Origin of the sequence: Azospirillum sp. OGB3 (assembly GCF_014192915.1) — a bacterium.
In the GTDB taxonomy this organism is placed as follows: Bacteria; Pseudomonadota; Alphaproteobacteria; order Azospirillales; family Azospirillaceae; genus Azospirillum.
The window spans coordinates 98,948-115,040 of sequence record NZ_JACHYN010000017.1; the positions used below are offsets into that span (position 1 = coordinate 98,948).

At 69.2% G+C, this 16,093-nt stretch carries 11 protein-coding genes; 9 read left to right on the forward strand and 2 right to left on the reverse strand.

Annotated features, from left to right (window positions below; translation table 11 throughout):
• Nucleotides 1–113 precede the first annotated feature (113 nt).
• Nucleotides 114–806: a DUF2161 family putative PD-(D/E)XK-type phosphodiesterase gene (locus FHW79_RS26195; RefSeq protein ID WP_183181617.1), complete on the forward strand. Its 693-nt coding sequence runs from the start codon at nucleotides 114–116 to the stop codon at nucleotides 804–806.
• A 7-nt stretch (nucleotides 807–813) separates the two neighbouring features.
• Here the strand turns inward: FHW79_RS26195 and FHW79_RS26200 are convergent, their stop codons facing one another.
• Complete coding sequence (locus FHW79_RS26200) at nucleotides 814–2,193, reverse strand: sigma-54 dependent transcriptional regulator (protein WP_183181618.1); 1,380 nt, start codon at nucleotides 2,191–2,193, stop codon at nucleotides 814–816.
• Nucleotides 2,190–4,019: an ATP-binding protein gene (locus FHW79_RS26205; RefSeq protein ID WP_247884610.1), complete on the reverse strand. Its 1,830-nt coding sequence runs from the start codon at nucleotides 4,017–4,019 to the stop codon at nucleotides 2,190–2,192. Before FHW79_RS26205 ends, FHW79_RS26200 begins: the two co-directional genes overlap by 4 nt.
• Before the next feature lie 240 nt (nucleotides 4,020–4,259).
• On the opposite strand from FHW79_RS26205, the gene FHW79_RS26210 reads away from it, so the two are divergent.
• From FHW79_RS26210 to FHW79_RS26245, 8 genes are all read left to right on the forward strand, one after another.
• Nucleotides 4,260–5,561, forward strand: a complete 1,302-nt coding sequence (locus tag FHW79_RS26210; RefSeq protein ID WP_183181619.1) for a dicarboxylate/amino acid:cation symporter — start codon at nucleotides 4,260–4,262, stop codon at nucleotides 5,559–5,561.
• 164 nt (nucleotides 5,562–5,725) lie between these two features.
• On the forward strand, nucleotides 5,726–8,044 hold the full coding sequence (locus FHW79_RS26215; protein WP_183181620.1) for an NADP-dependent malic enzyme: 2,319 nt from the start codon (nucleotides 5,726–5,728) through the stop codon (nucleotides 8,042–8,044).
• A 66-nt stretch (nucleotides 8,045–8,110) separates the two neighbouring features.
• The gene (locus FHW79_RS26220) at nucleotides 8,111–9,805 is read left to right on the forward strand and encodes a tetratricopeptide repeat protein (RefSeq protein WP_183181621.1); all 1,695 of its coding nucleotides are present in this window, start codon (nucleotides 8,111–8,113) and stop codon (nucleotides 9,803–9,805) included.
• Nucleotides 9,806–9,916: 111 nt separating this feature from the next.
• Nucleotides 9,917–10,618 carry a hypothetical protein gene (locus FHW79_RS26225; protein WP_183181622.1) on the forward strand — a complete coding sequence of 234 codons (702 nt, stop codon included), beginning with the start codon at nucleotides 9,917–9,919 and terminating at the stop codon, nucleotides 10,616–10,618.
• A gap of 160 nt (nucleotides 10,619–10,778) precedes the next feature.
• Nucleotides 10,779–12,050: a paraquat-inducible protein A gene (locus tag FHW79_RS26230; protein ID WP_183181623.1), complete on the forward strand. Its 1,272-nt coding sequence runs from the start codon at nucleotides 10,779–10,781 to the stop codon at nucleotides 12,048–12,050.
• Nucleotides 12,043–13,737, forward strand: coding sequence for an MlaD family protein (locus FHW79_RS26235; protein ID WP_247884611.1), 1,695 nt, complete (start codon nucleotides 12,043–12,045; stop codon nucleotides 13,735–13,737). The genes FHW79_RS26230 and FHW79_RS26235 overlap by 8 nt, the downstream gene beginning before the upstream one ends.
• An 8-nt stretch (nucleotides 13,738–13,745) precedes the next feature.
• Entirely contained in the window at nucleotides 13,746–14,372 is a 627-nt protein-coding gene (locus tag FHW79_RS26240; RefSeq protein ID WP_247884612.1) for a PqiC family protein, read from the forward strand.
• 309 nt (nucleotides 14,373–14,681) lie between these two features.
• Nucleotides 14,682–16,093, forward strand: a 1,412-nt coding sequence (locus FHW79_RS26245; protein WP_282184028.1) for a pyruvate formate lyase family protein, incomplete at its 3' end; no start/stop codon positions are given.

Consider the following 16,093-nt stretch of genomic DNA (forward strand, 5'->3'; position numbering starts at 1 on the left):
CGAAGCATGGTGTGTTCAGCGAGGACAGGCGGCTATTCTGAAGGGCCTTACTGTCCTTCCTCGCTCTGTGGGAGAAGGGCGTAGAGTGAGAGTCGTAGCGAGAGTTTCTTCACTTGCCCATCACCGCCGAAACCGACCTCTACGCCCCGGTCAAAGCCTTCCTCGAAGCCCAGGGCTATGACGTGAAGGCTGAGATCCACGGCTGCGACCTCGTCGCTGTGCGAGGGGCCGAGCCGCCGCTGATCGTCGAGCTGAAGAAGCGCTTCACCCTGGACCTGCTGCTTCAGGGGGTGGACCGGCTCGCCCTGACCGACACCGTCTATCTCGCCGTGCCGCAGCCGGGGCGCAAGGCCAGCGGCGCGTCGCCCCATGACAGCGGGGTGCGCAAGCTGTGCCGGCGGCTGGGCGTCGGCCTGCTGATCGTCGACACCGGCCGGGCGGCGGGGCATGAGGTGGAGGTTCTGCTCGACCCCGTTCCCTACAGCCCGCGCAAGGACAGGACGCGCGCCGCCCGCCTGCTGGGGGAGCACGCGCGGCGCCGGGGCGATCCCAACCGCGGCGGTTCCACCCGCGTGCCCATCGTTACCGCCTACCGCCAGGACGCGCTGCGCTGCGCCCGGCTGCTGACCGCCGGGCCGCTGTCGCTGAAGGCGCTGCGCGCCGCCGGGGCGCCGAAGGACGCCGCGGCCATCCTCCAGCGCAACGTCTACGGCTGGTTCGAGCGCATCGCCAAGGGAACCTACGGGCTGAGCGCGGCCGGCGTGCAGGGGGTGGAGACCTTCGCCCACGCGCTGGCCGCGGAATGAGCGCTCATCACTCCACGAAATCCTCGCGGCTGAGCCCGTAGCGCTTCAGCTTGTCGTAGAAGGTCTTGCGGGGGATGTTCAACGCCTCGATGGCGGCCTTCACGCTGCCTTTGCAACGGGCCAGCTCGCTTTCGATCAGGCTCTTCTCGAACAGGTCGACCTGCTCCGCCAGCGACAGGCCGCTGCGTCCCGCCGCCATCGCCGGAGCCGTGCCGCCCACCGCCGACAGCGTGTCGTCCAGCCCCAGCACGAAGCGGTCGGCGGCGTTGCGCAGCTCGCGCACGTTGCCGGGCCAGTCGTGGGCCGCCAGCCGCTGCACCTGAGCCGGGCTGGGCGCGCGGGGCTCGCGGTTGTAGCGGGCGGCGGCCTGCACGACGAAATGCTGGAACAGCAGGGGAATGTCGTCGCGTCGGTCGCGCAGCGGCGGGATGGTCACCACGACGACGTTGAGCCGGTAATAGAGATCCTCGCGGAACTTGCCCTCGCTGGCCGCCTTGCGCAGGTCCACCTTGGTCGCGGCGACGACGCGCAGGTCCACGGGGATCAGCTCGTTCGAGCCGAGCGGCTCCACCACCCGCTCCTGGATCACGCGCAGCAGCTTGACCTGGAGCGACAGCGGCATGCTCTCGATCTCGTCGAGGAAGAGCGTGCCGCCGCTGGCGTGCTCGATGCGCCCGACGCGGCGCTTGCCGGCCCCGGTGAAGGCCCCGGCCTCGTGCCCGAACAGCTCGCTCTCGAAGATCGCTTCGGGCATGGCGCCACAGTTCAGGGCGACGAAGGGGTGTTTGCGCCGGCCGCTGCCGGCGTGGAGAGCGCGGGCGACCATCTCCTTGCCGGTGCCGGTCTCGCCCAGCACCAGCACGTCGGCGTCGGTGTCGGCCACCGCGGCGATGGCGCCGCGCAGCCGCTCGATCCCCGGCGTCCGCCCGACGATGGGCGAGACCTCCCCGGCGGGCAGCCCGGCCAGCTGGTCGCGCAGGCGCCGGTTCTCCAGCACCAGCCGGCGCTTCTCCACCGCGCGCCGCGTCACCTCGACCAGCCGGTCGGAGGGGAAGGGCTTTTCCAGGAAGTCGTAGGCGCCGCGCCGCATCGCCTCCACCGCCATCGGCACGTCGCCGTGGCCGGTGATCAGGATGACCGGCAGTTCGGGGTCCAGCGCCAGGGCGCGTTCCATCAGTTCCAGCCCGTCGATCTGCGGCATGCGCACGTCGGTGACGAGGGCCCCCGGCCAGTCGCGGCCGAGATGGCGCAGCGCGCGTTCCGCCCCGTCGCAGGCGGTGACGTCGAAGCCGGCCAGTTCCAGCGCCTGCTGCCCGGCGAGGCGGACGGACCGCTCGTCGTCCACGAAAAGGACGGTGCCGCCCGGGGCGGTGCTGCCGGTCGTCATGTCTGGGAATCCCTGCGCTTGAGGCGGATGGTGAAGAGGGCGCCCCCCTCCGGGTGGTTGGCGGCGGTCAGGCTGCCGCCGAAATCCTCGACGATGCCGTGGCTGATCGACAGGCCGAGGCCGAGCCCGTCGCCCGCCTCCTTGGTCGTAAAGAAGGGCACGAAGATGCGTGGCAGGTCGGCCTCCGCGATGCCGGGGCCGCTGTCGCGGACGGTCAGCACCGCCTCCTCCCCTTCCTCGGCCAGGGTGATGCGGACATGGCGGCGGGGGGAGGCGCGCATGGCGTCGGCGGCGTTGCCGATCAGGTTGACCAGCACCTGCTGCAACCGCACGTCCTCACCGGTGACCAGCAGGGGGCCGTCCGGCAGGTCGGTGTCCACCGTCACGGAATCGCGGCGCAGCCGGGCCTCCAGCAGGGCCAGCGCCTGCCCCACGGCGGCGGCGGCGGAGACGGCGCCCAACGTGCCCGAGGCGCGCCGGGCGAAGCCCTTCAGGCTGCGGGTGATGGCGGCCATGCGGTCGGTCAGGTCGGCGATCTCCGCCAGATTGTCGCGCACCGCGTCCGGCCGTCCGCGCTCCAGCAGCACCACCGCGTTGTCGGCGAAGCTGCGGATGGCGGCCAGCGGCTGGTTGATCTCGTGCGCCATGGCCGCGGACATCTGGCCCAGCGCCGCCAGCTTCGCCGCCTGGGTCAGCTCGTTCTCGGTGGCGCGCAGCTCCGCCGTGGCGGCGGCCACGCGGCGCTCCAGCTCGGCCCGCGCCTCTTCCTGGAGGGCCAGCCGCTCCACGAGGTTGAGGCGGCGCTGGGCCAGCGCGTGGCCGGTCAGGGCGGCCAGCGCCACCACCGCGGCGGCGAGCAGCCCGGCCTGCTGGGCGCGGGTGGCGACCGGGGCGAGGCTGGTCAGGGCATGGATGGTCCAGTCGCCGCCGGGCACCGCGGCGGACTGCAGGAGGTAGCGCCGCTCCGCGTTGCCCTCCCGCAGGGTGATGCGGTCGGACGCCCCGCCGAAGGCCCAGGGCAGGGTTGGGATCTCCTCGGTCGCGGGGGCCGCCGCGGCGGGCAACGTGACCGGCAGGCGGCGGGGCAGGGCGTTGTAGCGCCAGCCCTCGACGTTGGTGATGAAGACGACGCCGTCGCGGTCGGAGACCAGCACCTTCTCCTGGCCGTGCGACCAAGCCCGTTCCAGCTCGTGGAAACCGACCTTCAGGACCACGACGCCGGCCGGCCGCCCGCCCGCCCGCCCATCTGTGCGGTTTTCCGCCACCACCCGCTGCGCCGTGTAGTAGCCGGGGACGAGCGAGGTGGTGCCGAGCGCGAAGTGATGCCCCTCCCCCTGTTCCATGGCCGACTGGAAATAGGGGCGGTAGCTGAAATTCTGCCCGACGAAGCTGGGCGAGGCGTTCCAGTTGCTGGCCGCGACGGTGGTTCCCGTCCCGTTCATCACATACAAAGCGGACGCCTTCAGCGTCGCCGCGATGGCCTCCAGCTTGCGGTTCAGGCGGTCCACCCGCTCCGGGCTGGGGTCGCGCAGCAGGTCGGCGACCTCCTGGTCGCGGGCGAGCACCATCGGCACGGCGGCGTGGCGCTCCAGCTCCGTGCGCAGGTTGGATTCGTACAGCGACAGCTGCGCCGACCCCTGTTCGCGGAGGGACTCGCTGGCGTTGTCCGCCGCCAGACCCGCGGCCACCGCCGCGGCCAGCGGCATGCCGACGACCAGCACGGCCAGCATCACCCTTCGCGGACGGGCGAACAGGACCGGCAACCGCCGGGCGAGCCAGTCGCGGCTTTGCGAAAATGTCCAGCGGGTGGGGGCGATCCTAACCAACGGTCCTCAATTCATGCTGCGCCGCAACAAGAGATCGCACGGAGGGAGCGATGTGCGGATTTTCGCACATGGATTCCACCCCTGTCGTGCGGATTCTGACCCACGCGCTCCGTCAGAGCGCTGCGATTCCTCACTTTTGTCTTTGGCACACCGCTTGCTTCCAGAGGGGTATGACGGGCAGGCCGCCGACCGCGAGACAAGAGCGGCAGCCCATTTCAGGAACGCCACGAGGAGACGACCATGCACGCCCAAGGACAGCCCCAGAAAAAGCCATTCTACACGAACCTGACGGTTCAGGTTCTGACCGCGATCACCATCGGCATTCTGCTCGGCCATTTCTATCCGGCTCTTGCGGTGCAGATGAAGCCGCTGGGCGACGTCTTCATCAAGATGATCAAGATGGTCATCGGCCCGATCGTCTTCCTGACCGTGGTCACCGGCATCTCCTCGATCGGCGACATGAAGAAGGTCGGCAAGGTCGGCGGCAAGGCGATCCTGTATTTCGAGATCGTCACCACCTTCGCACTGGGGCTCGGCCTGCTGGTCGTCAATCTGGTGAAGCCGGGCTCGGGGATGAACATCCAGGCCGGTTCGCTGAAGGCCGACGCCGTCGCCAAATACGCGACCGAGGCGCAGAACCACACGACCATCGACTTCCTGGTCAACATCGTCCCGGACAACGTCGTCGGCGCCTTCGTCAAGGGCGACATGCTGCAGATCCTGTTCTTCGCGGTGATCTTCGGCGTCGCGCTGTCCGCCATGGGTCAGAAAGGCAAGGTGGTCGAGGACATGTTCGAGAAGGTGTCGCACGCCATGTTCGGCGTGATCGGCATCCTGATGCGCGTCGCCCCGCTGGGTGCCTTCGGCGCGATGTCCTTCACCATCGGCAAGTACGGCGTGTCATCCCTGACCTCGCTCGGCCAGCTGATGGCGGCGGTCTACATCACCATGGCGCTGTTCGTCTTCGTCGTGCTGGGCAGCATCGCCCGCCTGTACAACTTCAGCCTCCTGACCTTCCTGCGCTACATCAAGGACGAGCTGCTGATCGTGCTCGGCACCTCCTCCTCGGAGTCCGTGCTGCCGCGCATGATGGAGAAGATGCAGAAGTTCGGCTGCTCCAAGCACGTCGTCGGCCTCGTCATCCCCACCGGCTACTCGTTCAACCTCGACGGCACCTCCATCTACCTGTCGATGGCCGCGATCTTCATCGCCCAGGCCTTCAACATCGACCTGACGATCTGGCAGCAGCTCACCATCCTCGGCCTGCTGATGCTGACCTCCAAGGGCGCGGCGGCGGTCACCGGCGGCGGCTTCGTGACGCTGGCGGCCACCCTGTCGGCCACCGGCCACCTGCCGATCGAAGGTTTGGCGCTGCTGCTCGGCGTGGATCGCTTCATGTCGGAAGCCCGCGCCATCACCAACCTGATCGGCAACGGCGTCGCCACCATCGTGGTTGCCAAGATGGAAGGCGAGTTCGACGAGAGCAAGGCGGTCGCCGAATACCAGGAGCACTTCAAGGAGCCGGCCCTGGCCCGCATCTGATCCGGGTCCGGCCTCCGGACCTTGGGGGTGAAAAGGAAGGGGCGGTCCGCCGCGGGCTGCCCCTTTCCCATTCCGGTACTCGGGCAATTCGGGTATAAGCCGGAGGGGAAACAGTTCGTCGTTCGGCAAATTAACTGAAATCAAGTTAAAAGGGGAGAGGACGTATGTCCGGCGACTTCGACGCGATGGCGCTTGAGTACCACCGGAATCCGAAGCCCGGTAAGTTGGCGATCGTCGCCACCAAGCCCATGGCGAACCAGCGCGACCTCGCGCTGGCCTACTCGCCGGGCGTGGCCGCAGCGTCCAGCGCCATTGCCGCCGATCCGGCCCAGGCCGCGGAGCTTACGGCCCGCGCCAACCTCGTGGCGGTCATCACCAACGGCACGGCGGTTCTGGGCCTGGGCGACATCGGTCCGATGGCCGCAAAGCCGGTCATGGAGGGCAAGGCCGTCCTCTTCAAGAAGTTCGCCGGCATCGACTGCTTCGACCTGGAGTTGAACGAGAAGGACGTCGACGGTCTGGTCGACACCATCGTCCGTCTGGAGCCGACCTTCGGCGCCATCAACCTCGAAGACATTGCCGCCCCCGCCTGCTTCGAGGTGGAGCGCCGCTGCCGCGAGCGGATGAAGATCCCGGTTTTCCACGACGACCAGCACGGCACCGCCATCGTGGTGGGTGCGGCCGTCCTGAACGGGCTGAAGCTGGTCGGCAAGGACATCGCCACCGTCAAGGTCGTCTCGACCGGCGGCGGGGCCGCGGGCATCGCCTGCCTGGACCTGATGCTCAGCCTGGGCGTCAAGCGCGAGAACGTCTGGCTGGTCGACCGCATCGGCGTGGTCCACAAGGGCCGCAACGAGGAGATGAACCCCTACAAGGACGCCTACGCGCAGGACACCGACGCCCGCGTGCTGAACGACGTCATCGACGGGGCGGACATCTTCCTCGGCCTGTCCGGCGCCAAGGTGCTGAAGCCGGAGATGCTGGTCCGCATGGCCGACAAGCCGCTGGTGCTGGCGCTCGCCAACCCGGAACCGGAAATCATGCCGGACCTCGCCCGGCAGGCCCGCCCGGACGCGATCATCGCCACCGGCCGTTCGGACTTCCCCAACCAGGTCAACAACGTCCTCTGCTTCCCCTTCATCTTCCGCGGCGCGCTCGACGTCGGCGCCACGACGGTGAACGAGGAGATGAAGATCGCCGCCACCCACGCCATGGCCAGCCTCGCCCAGGCCGAGCCGTCGGACGTGGTGGCCGCCGCCTATGTCGGCGAGAACCTGCGCTTCGGCCCGGACTACATCCTGCCGAAGCCCTTCGACCCGCGTCTGGTGATCGAGGTGTCCTCGGCGGTCGCCAAGGCCGCCATGGAGTCGGGCGTGGCGACGCGGCCGATCGTCGATTTCCGCGCCTACCGCGACAGCCTCGGCCAGTATGTCTTCCGCTCCGGCCTCGTCATGAAGCCGGTCATCACCAAGGCGAAGGCGGCGCCCAAGCGCATCGTCTACGCCGAGGGCGAGGAGCCGCGCGTGCTGCGCTGCGCCCAGGTGGTGGTGGACGACGGCATCGCCCACCCGGTCCTGCTCGGCCGCGCCGACGTGATCGAGCGGACGATCGCCGACATGGGCCTGCGCATCCGCATCGGCAAGGACGTGGAGGTGATCGAGGCCGCCCGTGACCTGCGTTGCCACAACTACGCCGAGGTCTACCGGCAGCTTATGGGCCGCCGCGGCGTGTCGCCGGCCAACGCGCTGAACGTCGTGCGCACCCAGCCGAGCGTCTTCGGCGCGCTGATGGTCCGCCGGGGCGAGGCCGACGGCATGGTCTGCGGCACCTCGGGCCGCTACGGCGACCACTTCAACCACGTCATGGACGTGATCGGCCTGCGCAAGGGCGTGAAGGTCGCCGGGGCGATGAACGGGCTGATCTCGCAGAAGGGCACGCACTTCATCTGCGACACCTACGTCAACCCCGACCCGACCGCCGAGCAGGTGGCCGAGATCGCCCGGCTGGCGGCGGAGGAGGTGAAGCGCTTCGGCATCGAGCCGAAGGTGGCGTTGCTCTCCCACTCCAACTTCGGCAGCGCGGACACCCCGTCGGCCCGCAAGATGCGGCTGGCCTACCAGCTCATCGCCGAGGAGATGCCCGACCTGGAGGTGGACGGCGAGATGCACGCCGACGCCGCCCTGTCGGAGGTGCTGCGCAAGGGCGTGCTGCCCGACAGCCGCCTGAAGGGCGAGGCGAACCTGCTGGTCATGCCGACCCTGGACGCCGCCAACATCGCCTTCAACATGCTGAAGATCATGGCCGACGCGCAGAATGTCGGGCCGATGCTGCTGGGCGCCGCGCGCCCCGTGCACATCGTCACGCCGTCGGTGACGACGCGCGGTCTGGTCAACATGACGGCGGTGGCGGTGGTCGACGCCCAGCTCGCCGCCCCGGTCAACGCCGCCCCGCGTCCGCCGGCGCTTCAGGACGGCGAGGACTGAGCAACCGGCAACCGCGGGGCCGGACGGCGCTTGCGCCGCTCCGGTTCCGCGGGCCACTCTGCCGGGATGAGTTCCGACGCTCCCTCTCGCGATGACCTCCTCAATCTGACGGCACAGGCCGCCCGCCATCACGCGCAGGGACGGCTGGCGGAGGCGGTGACCGCCTACACCGACGCGTTGCGGCTGGACCGCCGCAACCCGGCGCTGCTTTATGGCTTCGGGCTGGTGCTGCGCGATCTCGGACAGACTGACGGGGCCGCCACATGCTTCGAGGCGGCCTTGGCTCTTGATTCCTCATGCGTGGACGCCGCCGACAGCCTGGGCACGTTGCGCGCCGGGCAGGGTCGTTTCGCGGAGGCCGAGGCCTACCACCGCGCTGCTCTGGCCCGCTGCGCCGACCGGGCGCCGCTCTGGAACAATCTGGCCAACGCGCTGAGCCGGCAAGGCCGGGCCCCAGCGGCCCTGGCGGCGTGGCAACGCGCCGTCCTGCTCGACCCGGCGCTGCCGGAGGCGCTGTCCAACCTCGGCGGCGGGCTGCGCGACGCCGAGCGGCTGGACGAGGCCGAGCGGGCGCACCGCCGCGCGCTCTGCCTGCTGCCGGACGAGCCGCAGGCCAACAACAATTTCGGCCACGCGCTGCAGGCGCGGCTCCGCCATACGGAAGCGGCCCGCTGGTTCCGCCGTGCCCTGGCGCTCAACCCCGGCTATGCGGCGGCACTTTGCAATCTCGGTCTGGCGGTCCAGCGCCTAGGCGACGGGGCATGGGCGGAACGTCTGTACGGGCGGGCACTGCGCGTGGCGCCTGATCTGGCGCTGGCGCAGTTCAACCGCGGCTTGCTGCGTTTGGAGCGCGGCGAACTGGCGGAGGGGTGGGCCGGTTATGGCTGGCGCTTCGCGTCCGGTCAGGCGGGCGGGGCACGGCAGCCGCGGTTGCCCGCGTGGCGCGGCGAGGACTTGACGGGAAAGCGCTTGCTGATCTGGGGGGAGCAGGGGGTGGGCGACACCATCCTGTTTTCTTCCCTTTGCGCGGAGGCCATAGTCCGCGCCCGGTCCGTGGTGATCGAGACGGACCGGCGGCTGGTGTCGCTGTTCGCCCGCTCCTTTCCCGGCGCGCTCGTCCGTCCGCAAAGCTCCGATGCCGTGGCCATGTCCGATTGCGACCTGCACACGCCCATCGGCTCCCTTGCGCGGGTCTTCCGCCGCGACCTGCCCGCCTTCGCGGGCTTTGCCGGCGGCTGGCTGGTCCCCGACCCGGCGCGGGTGGCGCTCTGGCGGGAGCGGGTGGTGGCGCTCGGCCCCGGCCTGCGGGTGGGAATTGGCTGGCGCAGCGGGCTGATGACCGAATCGCGCCGCGCCGCCTACAGCCGGCTCGCCCAGTGGGGCGCGCTGTTCGCCGTGCCCGGCGTGGTCTTCGTCAACCTCCAGTACGGCGCGTGCGAGGCCGAGCGGGTTGCGGCGGAGGACCGGTTCGGCGTCGCCATCCACCGCTGGGACGATCTCGACCTGACCGACGACTTCGACGGGACGGCGGCGCTGATGGCGAGCCTGGATCTGGTGATCGCGCCCGCCACGGCGGTGGGGGAACTGGCGGCGGCGCTCGGGGTGCCGGTCTGGCGCTTCGGCGGGCGGGACTGGACCCAACTCGGCACCGCGGTGCGCCCCTGGTTTCCGGCGCAGCGCCTGTTCCAGCCGCAGGGCGGGGAGGACGTCCATGGCGTGCTGAACCGGATGGCCGCACAACTCGTCCGGCGCCCTATCTGAAATTTCAGCGAAAAACAATTCGCAACTTTACATGCATTGCGGTAAAGTGGGGATCCAGCGATCCATTCGCGCTCCTCCGTTCGGGGGGCGCGCCTGATGGGAGAAGGTGCCATGTCTGACGGAATGGCCGGCGTCAACCAGATGGTCTCGGACCTCAACAAGTCCGTGTCCGCCGCTGTGGAACGCATGAACGCGCAGCGGGAGGCCGAAGCCGCCGCCGCCGCGAACGTGCAGGAATTCCGCAAGGACGTCCGCAAATCCTCCGTCAACACCCCCGGCTTCGCCACGGACATGGGCGTTCTCGCCAAGAACGTGACCCGCCTGAACGTGGTCGGCGCACTGGGCGCCGACGACCCCGTCGACTTCTACAAGTTCCGCGTGACCACCAAGGGCGAAGTCACTCTGGGTCAGGTCGGCGACGAGGGGCTGCGCGTCCAGGTGATGTCCAAGTTCGGCACGGTCGTGGCCGACAGCGACAAGAGCACCGGCAAGAATTACGACGCCTTCAAGGGCATGATGCAGGGCGAGTACGAACTCGACCGCGGCGACTACACGCTGCGCCTGACGCGCGAGAAGGGGCAGTCCGCCAAGGACCCCAAGAACTACGCCATCCAGCTCAGCATGGGCAAATACACCCAGGATTACGACACGGTCGTCAAGGCTCCGAAGAAGGGTGAAAGCCCGTTCAACCTGTCCACCGGTCAGCAGGCTATGCTGGACGGGCTGAGCCAGGCGGCGGCGAGCCTGAATTCCATTCCCACCGGCCAGTCCGGCACGCAGAAGTTGCTGGGCAGCTTCAACATGTTCGTCTGATCGAAACCTGTTCTCCACCAAAGACCGAAGCCCTTTCCCCACCCATGGGGAAAGGGCTTTTTCCATCCGGGGCCTGCGGTCCGCCCCGGTCGGTAACCCTCCGTCGGCGCACCCCGCAAGCGGCGGACCTTTCGCCCGTGGGAAATGTTAAGCCAACGCTATGACCGCACCGGACCACCCGATCCTGCTCTGCCACGACTGCGGCGCGCCGCACGCTCTGCCGCCGGCCTTGCCCGGCCACCGCGCCGAATGCCACCGCTGTGGGGCGGTGCTGCGCCATTTCCGGACCGGCGGGCTGGGGCACGCGGTCGCCCTGGCCATCGCCTCGACCATCCTGTTCGTCACCGCCAACCTCTTCCCCATCCTGACCTTCGAGCTGGAAGGGCGGGCGCAGACGGCCACCCTGCTCAGCGGCTCGGTGGCGCTGTGGGACGGCGGCTACGAGGCGCTGGGCGTGTTGGTCTTCTTCGTGCTGTTCCTGGCGCCGCTGGCGCAGGTGCTCGGCACGCTCTACGTCGTGATGCCGCTCGCCGCCGGGCGGACGGCGGCGCCGGGCGCCGCCTGGACCTTTCGGACGGTGGCTCGGCTGCGCCGCTGGGCGATGGCCGAGGTCTTCCTGCTCGGCCTGATCGTCGCCTATGTGAAGCTGTCCGATCTGGCGGAGCTGGAGCCCGGGGCGTCGCTGGCCGCCCTGGTCGCTTTCATCCTGGTGCAGGTGTGGGGGGAGGCGTCGCTCAGCCCGTTCGAGGTGTGGGAGCGGATCGCGCCGCAGACGCGCGTCGCCCAGGCGGCGAGCACCGAACCGGAGCGGCTGACCGCCTGCCACGACTGCCGCCAAGTGGTCGCCGGGCCCGATGGCGGTGGACCGGAGGGGACATGCCCGCGCTGCGGCGCCCGTCTGCACCACCGCAAGCCGAACAGCCTGCCGCGCGGCTGGGCGCTGATCTCCGCGGCGACGATCCTCTACATTCCGGCGAACCTGCTGCCGATCATGACGGTGGTCTATTTCGGCGCCGGCCAGCCCGACACCATCCTGTCCGGCGTGGAGGCGCTGATCGCGGCGGAGATGTGGCCGGTGGCCCTGCTGGTCTTCTTCGCCAGCATCACCGTGCCGGTGCTGAAGCTGATTGGGCTGGCCTATCTGCTGTGGACGGTGCAGCGGGGCTCGCCGAAGCGGCGGCGCGACCGCACGCGGCTCTACCGGCTGATCGAAGGGGTCGGGCGCTGGTCCATGGTGGACATCTTCATGATCTCGCTGCTGGCCGCCCTGGTCCAGTTGGGCGCCATCGCCACCATCCACGCGGAGATTGGCGCCGTCGCCTTCGCCGCGGTCGTCATCATCACCATGCTGGCGTCGGAGTCCTTCGATCCGCGGCTGATCTGGGATGCGCCGCCCCGGCGGGCGCAGCGGCAGGATTCCTCCTATGACTGACTCGAATTCCACGGTAGAGCCGGCCAAGCCGGTGATCCGCCGCCGCCGCGGCCTGCCGCTGATCTGGCTGGTGCCGCTGGTCGCCGCGCTGATCGGCGGCTGGCTGGCCTGGAGGACGCTGAACGAGCGCGGCCCGACCATCACCATCACCTTCGATACGGCGGAGGGGCTGGAACCGGGGAAGACTCGCGTGCGCTACCGCGACGTCGATGTCGGGACGGTGCAGGGGGTGGCGGTCTCGCCCGATCTGGCGAACGTCATCGTCACCGTGCGCATGGTCAAGGGCGCCGCCTCCTACCTCAACGACCGGACAAGCTTCTGGGTGGTCAAGCCGCGGCTGGGCTTCGGCGGCGTGTCGGGTCTCGGCACGCTGGTCTCGGGCGCCTACATCGGCATGGACCCGGGAACCGGCAACGGCGAGGCGCTCAGCGCCTTCCGCGGGCTGGAGGAGCCGCCACTGATCCGCTCCAGCTCTCCGGGCCGGCGCTTCGCGCTGCGCGCCGACCGGCTGGGTGGCCTCGGGCCGGGGGCGCCGATCTATTACCGCGGCATCCAGGTCGGCGAGGTGGTCGGCTACGAGTTCTCCCAGGACTGGCAGTCGCTGACCATTCCAGTCTTCATCCACGCCCCCTACGACCGGATCGTCCGGCCCAACACCCGCTTCTGGAACGCCAGCGGCCTGTCGGTGTCCATCGGGCCGGAGGGCCCGACGGTGGCGCTGGAATCCCTGCAATCGCTGGCGACCGGCGGCGTGTCCTTCGAGACCCCCGGCCTCGGCGGTCCCGGTGACAACGGCGAGATCGCGGCGGAGGGCACGGACTTCCCCCTCTACGAGAACCGCAACGCCGCCAGCGATGCCCGCTTCACCCGGCGGGTGCCCTTCCTGGTGCATTTCGACGGATCGGTGCGCGGCCTGCATCCGGGCTCGGCTGTGGAGTTCCGGGGCATCCGGGTGGGCGAGGTGACCGACATCCGCCTGGATGTCGATCCGGTGTCGGGCGAGGCCCGCATCCCGGTCACCCTGAACATCGAACCGGAGCGGCTGGACAGCGAACTGCCGGCGGCGCACGACTCCGAGGCCGCCTATGCCGGGATGCAGGCGTTGGTGGAGCGCGGGCTGCGGGCGCAGCTCAGCACCGGCAACCTGCTGACCGGTGAGCTGATCGTGACTCTCGACCTGTTCCCCAACGCGCCGAAGGCGTCGTTGATCCGCGGCGGTCCCTATCCGGAGGTGCCGTCCCAGCCGAACGTGCTCGACACGGCGACCAAGACCGCCACCGACCTGATGAACGAGCTGGCCCGCGCGCCGATCGCCGAAACGGTGGTGGAACTGCGCTCGACCATCCAGAAGGCCGGCGCCCTGATCGCCTCGCCGGAGATCGCGCAGGCCATCGGCTCGCTCAGCCGGTCGCTGGCCGAGTTGGAGAAGACGACGCAGGCGCTGGGCAGCGAGGGCGAGCCGACCATCCGCGCCCTGCGCGACGTGGCGGAAAACACCTCCAAGCTGGTCCGGCAGGCCGAGAAGACGCTCAGCAGCACGGACGGGCTGGTCAATTCGTCCCGCCCGGCCGTCAACGATCTGCAGGGGCTGGTGCGCGAATTGACCGGGGCGGCCCGGTCGATCCGCGGCCTGACCGACTATCTCGAACGCCATCCCGAAGCCCTGATCCGGGGCAAACGCGGTTGAGGAATCCCATGGCTCTCGCTCTTCACGCCCGCCGCCTATTGCTGTGCGCCTCCGTCCTGGCCCTGCTCGCAGCCTGCAGCACGCCGCCCAGCCGCTTCTACCATCTGGACGCCTCCGCCCCGGACGCCGCGCCTCAGGACGCTGCAAGGCCGGCCGCCGCCCCGTTGCGGGGCGGCGAGGCGCAGCGGCGGGTGATCGGGGTGGAGGGCGTGAAGATCCCCGGCTATCTCGACCGGTCGGAGCTGGTGATGCGGGCGCCGGGCAACCGGCTGGTCGTCCGGGAGTTCGACCGCTGGGGCGGTCCCCTCGACGAGATGGTGACCCGCAAGCTGCTGCGGAACCTGGAGACGAACCTGCCGGGGGCGGAGATCGTCGGCCTGCCGCTTCAGCGCGACTTCCCGCTGTCCCAGGTGGTCGAGGTGACGCTGGACCGCTTCGACGCGGCGGAGGATGGGCCGGCGGTTCTGGAGGCGCGCTGGCGCGTCTTCGACCAGGGCGGCGACCGGCTGCGCCGGCTCGGCCACACCGCGGCGCAGGAGCCGGTGAGTGCTGCCGGCGATCCCGGCGCCGTCGCGGACGCGCTCGGCCGCACCCTGGACCGCTTGGCGCAAGATGTTGCAAGCGCGCTGCGCTGATCTGAATCGTCTGTTTTAAAACTGGCGATTCGGATGAAAATATTCGGATTCCGATGGGTTGTCTCAAATGCTGCGACGCAAAAGCGGCGTGTTTCTTCAGCTTTTTGACAGGACGTGCCTTGGATGGTGCCCTGCGTATTTCGCAGGGATTGATTGATTGGGATCAATGAGGCTGGGGAGCTTTGGGCGCCTACTGATCGGGCAAGCGCGATGCTTGGTCGGGCGGGTCCGCCCGGTCCGGCGCCGCGCAACGTGGCGCGGCCCCCGCCGGGGAGGGCAGGGACCGCCGCAGACAAACAGAGGCGCGTCATGGATTCCCTGATGTTCGAACCGAAAATCCCCGTTGCCGAAGCCGAGACGCCGAACCCCTGGCGCGGTTTTGCGCCCGGTTCCTGGCGGACCACGGTCGATCTGCGCGATTTCATCGTGAAGAACGTCCGCCCCTACGGCGGCGACGGCAGTTTCCTCTCCCCGGCCAGCGACCGCACCCTGTCGCTGTGGAACAAGGTGCGCGATCTCCTGAAGGAGGAGCGCGCGGCCAAGGGCGGCGTGCTCGACGCCGACACGGAAATGGTGTCCTCCATCGTCAGCCACGCCCCCGGCTACATCGACCGGGAGCTTGAGGTCATCGTCGGGCTTCAGACGGACAAGCCGCTGAAGCGGTCGATCATGCCCTTCGGCGGCTGGCGGATGGTCAAGACGGGCCTGGAGGCCTACGGCTTCAAGCCCTCGCCCAAGCTGGACGACGTGTTCCCGGCGCTGCGCAAGACTCACAACGACGGCGTCTTCGACGTCTACACCGACGAGATGCTGCGCTGCCGCAAGTCCGGCGTCATCACTGGCCTGCCGGACGCCTATGGGCGCGGCCGCATCATCGGCGACTATCGCCGGCTGGCGCTCTACGGCGCCGATATCCTGATCACCGACAAGAAGGCCCAGTACAAGAGCCTGGAGGTCGACCGCATCGACGAGAACACGCTGCGTCTGCGCGAGGAGATCACCGAGCAGATCCGCGCGCTGCGCGACCTCGTGACGATGGCGGCGTCCTACGGCTTCGACGTGACCCGCCCGGCAACCAACGCCTTCGAGGCGGTGCAGTGGACCTATCTGGCCTATCTGGCGGCGGTGAAGGAGGCCAACGGGGCGGCCATGTCGCTCGGCCGCGTGTCGAGCTTCCTCGACGTCTACATCGAGCGTGATCTGCGCGAAGGCCGTCTGGACGAGGCGGGTGCGCAGGAACTGATCGACCAGTTCGTCATCAAGCTGCGGATGGTGCGTTTCCTGCGCACGCCGGAATACGACCAGCTCTTCTCCGGCGACCCGACCTGGGTGACGGAATGCATCGGCGGCATGGCGCTCGATGGGCGCACGCTGGTGACCAAGGGCAGCTTCCGCATGCTGCACACGCTCCAGAATCTCGGACCCGCGCCGGAGCCGAACCTGACCGTTCTGTGGTCGGAAAGCCTGCCGGAGGGCTTCAAGAAGTTCTGCGCCGAGACGTCGATCAAGACCTGCTCGGTGCAGTACGAGAACGACGACCTGATGCGGCCCTACTGGGGCGACGACTACGGCATCGCCTGCTGCGTCTCGGCCATGCGCATCGGCAAGCAGATGCAGTTCTTCGGCGCCCGCGCCAACCTCGCCAAGACGCTGCTCTACGCCATCAACGGCGGCCGCGACGAGGTGTCGGGCGAGCAGGTCGGCCCGGCCTTCGCGCCGAT